Source organism: Bacillota bacterium (assembly GCA_040754675.1).
In the GTDB taxonomy this organism is placed as follows: Bacteria; Bacillota; Limnochordia; order Limnochordales; family Geochordaceae; genus Geochorda.
Map to the genome: position 1 here is coordinate 1 of JBFMCJ010000374.1, position 4,066 is coordinate 4,066.

A 4,066-nucleotide genomic window follows, 5' to 3' on the forward strand; every position below is an offset into this window, starting at 1 on the left:
AAATCCACATCGGAGCTGTACTTACGAATCTTGACCGGGCGCTACATGACTCACGCTACCAGGGACCGGTGTTCCTACCCATTCAGTGACGGAGGGGAAGGACTCCTTGCACGCTGACCAACCGCGGTTCGTCGACCGGACTGTTCGCCTTCTGCAAGAGCTCGTCGGGCCGGAGGCCAGGAAAGCGCACGACTGCCTCGTCAAGGCGAACGTGGGTGTAACCGCCTCAAGTAGTTCACTTCAGTCCATGCAGGGCAGAATGTTGCTCGCGTTGACTGTTAACCTGCTCGCCAGGACTTTTGCCCAAGTGTCAATACTCCCTCCACTTCGCGGGCGCCTCCTGGACCAACTGGCTGGGGACTTCGCACAATTCTGGGGCTTCCCGCTGGATGCTATCGGGGCCGGACGGATAGTTGAGAACGCAACATGTGACCTAGTGCTGGCAATTGGGAAGGCCGAGAGCCCTACGGTACACTCTCAGATGGTAACCATCGGTTGCACCGGGTGGATATCCGAATACCAGCACGGCCCCGGTCCCGTCGTTGTGAGCGACCCCATCAACCCGGTGGGAGTGGCCGTGAGCGCATCCATGGGAGTCGCGCAACTGTTTGCGAAAGCCGTAGCCCCATCTTTGCGTCAGCCCCGCTTCCGAAAGGCCATGGCAGGACCGCACACCTTGCGCTGGTCGGCACTCTCCTACCGTCAGGATGACGCGAACCACCCGTTGCCCCCGCAGATCTCCCTGGATCATGTGGTGTTGGCAGGTATGGGTGGTGTCGGTGCCGCTCTTGAGACCGTGCTCGCCTGGACACCGGGGCTGCAGGGAACAGTCACCCTCGTCGACCCCGACCGGATCGAAGAGTCCAACCTCAACAGGTTCCTGGCAGCCCCGCGAAGCGCTGTAGGGCGGCTGAAGGTGGAGGTTGCCCGAGATCACATGGCGAGGCAGCAACCAAACCTGAAAGTACTGGCTGCACCACTTACTTACCAGCAATTCGTTCGCCGCGTTGGCCGGCCACGGGGAACCGTCGTATCTACGGTGGATAACGATGAGGCGCGCGCATTCATCCAAACCGATCTCCCGCGAGTGGTCATCGACGGCGCAACAAGCGGACCAGTTATAGGGGTAAGTAGACACACATTCCTGGACGGTGCGTGTCTCGGTTGTATTCACCCCGGAACGCGGCAACTCTACAGCCAGGAGTTGCAGATGGCCAGGCTGCTCGGCTGGCCCCTGGGGACCGTCATCGAAAGACTGGCTACTGATGAACCGCTGTCCCCGCAGGATCTCCGCATGCTGGGGGAGCACCTGGGATTAGGTAAGGGCTTGGAATTCCGGGAAGGCAAGCCTTTGAGGGTCTTCTGGGCAGAAGATGTCTGTGGAAAAATCGACCTGCCCGTCGAGACCGCCGCCCAGAGCCCCTCCGGATCGGCTGCGTTCGTGTCCACTTTAGCCGGCGCCCTCGCCGCCGGTGAACTGCTCAAAGATGCGACCGGCATGGTGCCGCTTGACAACGAGTTCAGAATGCAGGTGTTCCAGGGACCCACGAATGCTTTCCCTCGGAAACGCCCTAAGGATCCGAAGTGCCGGTGCTTCTGTTCTGAAGACGCAATGCGGCTTGCTTACCTGGAGATCCACAGCCGCCGGGAGGCAGTCCCTTGACTGAGTTGCAGCGGGCCCTCTCGCTCCTAGGATTTATGAGAGAGGACGAGGCGGAACACCACCTCCACGAGCTTGCGGGTCCAGGCGCGTACACAGCCGACGAGGCCAGGGCCCTCTGGACCGCTTCCCACCAGGCCCTTCGACATGTCCATACTTCACCAGGCATTCCAGAACTCACTGACCTCCCGCCCGAGGCGTGGGACCACCTCCTTCAGATCCACCAGCATGAGAGCTTCGCGCTCCTTGTTGCCGACCTCACGTGGTCCGTCCGGCTGGTAGAGATAGATCCGCTCCTAAGTGTTGCCATCGACGTATTTGTCGCGCGGGTCGAAGAGTGGACCCGGCGCCTATCCGGTGGAGACCCGTGTACATTACTCGATGCTTTCCTGCCTCGCAAAGCCGCGCCGTTCCTGATCATGACGGGACCGTCACTGGCCTTTGCCGTACACACCGATCTCGGGGCGAGCTGGGCACATGATGTCAGAAAGGGCCCACTTCCCTCGATACTCAAACCTCCGCTACCCGTCCGCGTCGTGGAGATTGCAGGATCTTACTATTTGATGGACGGGTACCACCGGGCAGTCGCCCTCAGGCGACTTGGCCACACCCACATACCGGCGCTGGTGCTACATGACTGCAATTGGTCCTTCCTGCGACACACGCCACGGAGGCGTATGTTCCAACCCGCCCCATTCGCGTCACCCAACCCGCCATGCGTCGGTCACTTCCTGACGCCCGCAGCAGTCGAAACGCGCGCCGCTCCCTGTGTGCGGGTCATGACCATTCGCGTGGAATCCTTCATCGCGCCGATCGCTGACATCTGGACGGGGAATACGACGCCGTAACGATGCTCGGGGTGGGCGAAAACGGTCGCTGACCTCGCCTAGGCGCGTGCCGAAGGCTCGCTAGCGTCCAAAAGACGTGCACCACCGGCCTCCAGACGCGCGCCGCCCATGCTTACCACGTCGTAGAGATGTCGACCACGTTGTCTCACCAAGCCACAATCATTTCTGTCTCCCCTCTGGAGTCATTGAACGCTAACATCCCCTTTCCAACCAACCCAACACATTTTAGCCGCAGTCGAGGTCCCGCCCTAGTCCCAGGGCATAAAGGGGAACACTGTACCGCCGCCTCAGCCTGAAGATGCTCGCATTTCTCATAACCTGGTGGGGCTGATCTCACAGTTTTCTACGCTCGCATCCCACCTTCCAGTCCACTCCAAGACTCTCCGGCCCGTGTACAGCGTGCTATGTCGTCACGCGTGCCAGGTTTCTCTGCGAAGCCGTCTCATCAGCCTCGGCGTGCGCCAAGTCCGTATGTAGTACGCACCGCCCCGCTTCGGACGATACCCCAAGACTCGCAAGTACTCCGCGGCCCGCGCAGGAGTGGCATCAAGCAACTGAGCAAGTTCCCGAACCTCCCAACGAGGGGTACGAACGATAAGCTCAACCACCGCCAGGGGACTAATGTGTTCGAAATCTTGGAACCACCTAATTACCTTGACTCTACCGGTTCGCTCGCGGCCGAGCCGCGCTGGAAAGGGCAATGTTCCACCTCCTGCCTCTGATCCCGGATGGCCAGCATGCAGTCGGCGGCGCGCCCGCAGATACCGGCCGAACGCACCGATGAACTCGTAAAGGAACCCGACGAATGTCACGAGCGGTCCATAATACTCCAGCAGCGAGTAAAACCGTTTCCATGCCTCCTCGATAGGCAACCCACCGGGCCCACCAGCCCAAGGCCTCCCGTACTCAATGTACAGTGGTGTGCCATCGAGCCCGAGCGTCTGTGACAGATCTCGCATTGTCACGAGGTCGTAGGTCGTGAACCAGCGGACGTGCCCTCTAGAAATGACGAACGGAAGCTTGCGCTCCTCCCAGAACCGTGCATCATGCGCGGCAACCCCGTAGTGCTGAACAAGGCTGACCTCGCCGTGAAGACCCGGGAGGATCAATTCCAGGAACTCCGCCAGGGTCATTTCATCGTCGCATTCGTGTATGGTGTGTGCCCAGTCCGGATCAACCACGACATCGCGCACCGCCACGTGGAGGACTCTAGCCATCCTAGGACTCCCTCCCTTGCTTGGCGCTACCGTGCGAGTCTGGGAACGCGCAACCAGTCCACGATTAATAGCGCCAGTCGTCCGAACCAACGGCAGTTCTAGCGGCGCGGGGCACCGACACCGCGCGCGCGGTATCGGCACCCCCAGGCAGAGAAACTCGAGAAGGCAGGAGGTAGCGAAAGTCCATAATACCGTGTGCCCCGAACCAGTGGGTTAGCCCTTCTGCGGTGCTTCTGGCTTCGTCACTATCACTCTGCATGGCCGCCTCCAGGGTGACCCGAGCTGGTTCCTTGAGGCTTTCAAGGACCATAGCGTCCTGCGCAGTCTGCACCATCGCAGCC

Annotated in this window: 4 protein-coding genes; 2 read left to right on the forward strand and 2 right to left on the reverse strand. The window is 60.6% G+C overall.

The window, feature by feature from the left end:
* Positions 1-106: 106 nt before the first annotated feature.
* Together AB1609_17105 and AB1609_17110 are read left to right on the forward strand one after the other, a co-directional pair.
* Positions 107-1,663, forward strand: a complete 1,557-nt coding sequence (locus tag AB1609_17105) for a ThiF family adenylyltransferase (GenBank protein ID MEW6048166.1) — start codon at positions 107-109, stop codon at positions 1,661-1,663.
* Positions 1,660-2,508, forward strand: a complete 849-nt coding sequence (locus AB1609_17110) for a ParB/RepB/Spo0J family partition protein (GenBank protein ID MEW6048167.1) — start codon at positions 1,660-1,662, stop codon at positions 2,506-2,508. The genes AB1609_17105 and AB1609_17110 overlap by 4 nt, the downstream gene beginning before the upstream one ends.
* 410 nt (positions 2,509-2,918) lie before the next feature.
* Here AB1609_17110 and AB1609_17115 read toward each other — a convergent pair whose 3' ends face one another.
* Positions 2,919-3,725: a hypothetical protein gene (locus tag AB1609_17115; protein MEW6048168.1), complete on the reverse strand. Its 807-nt coding sequence runs from the start codon at positions 3,723-3,725 to the stop codon at positions 2,919-2,921.
* Positions 3,726-3,789: 64 nt separating this feature from the next.
* The coding region (locus AB1609_17120; GenBank protein MEW6048169.1) for a hypothetical protein at positions 3,790-4,066 on the reverse strand (277 nt) is incomplete at its 5' end.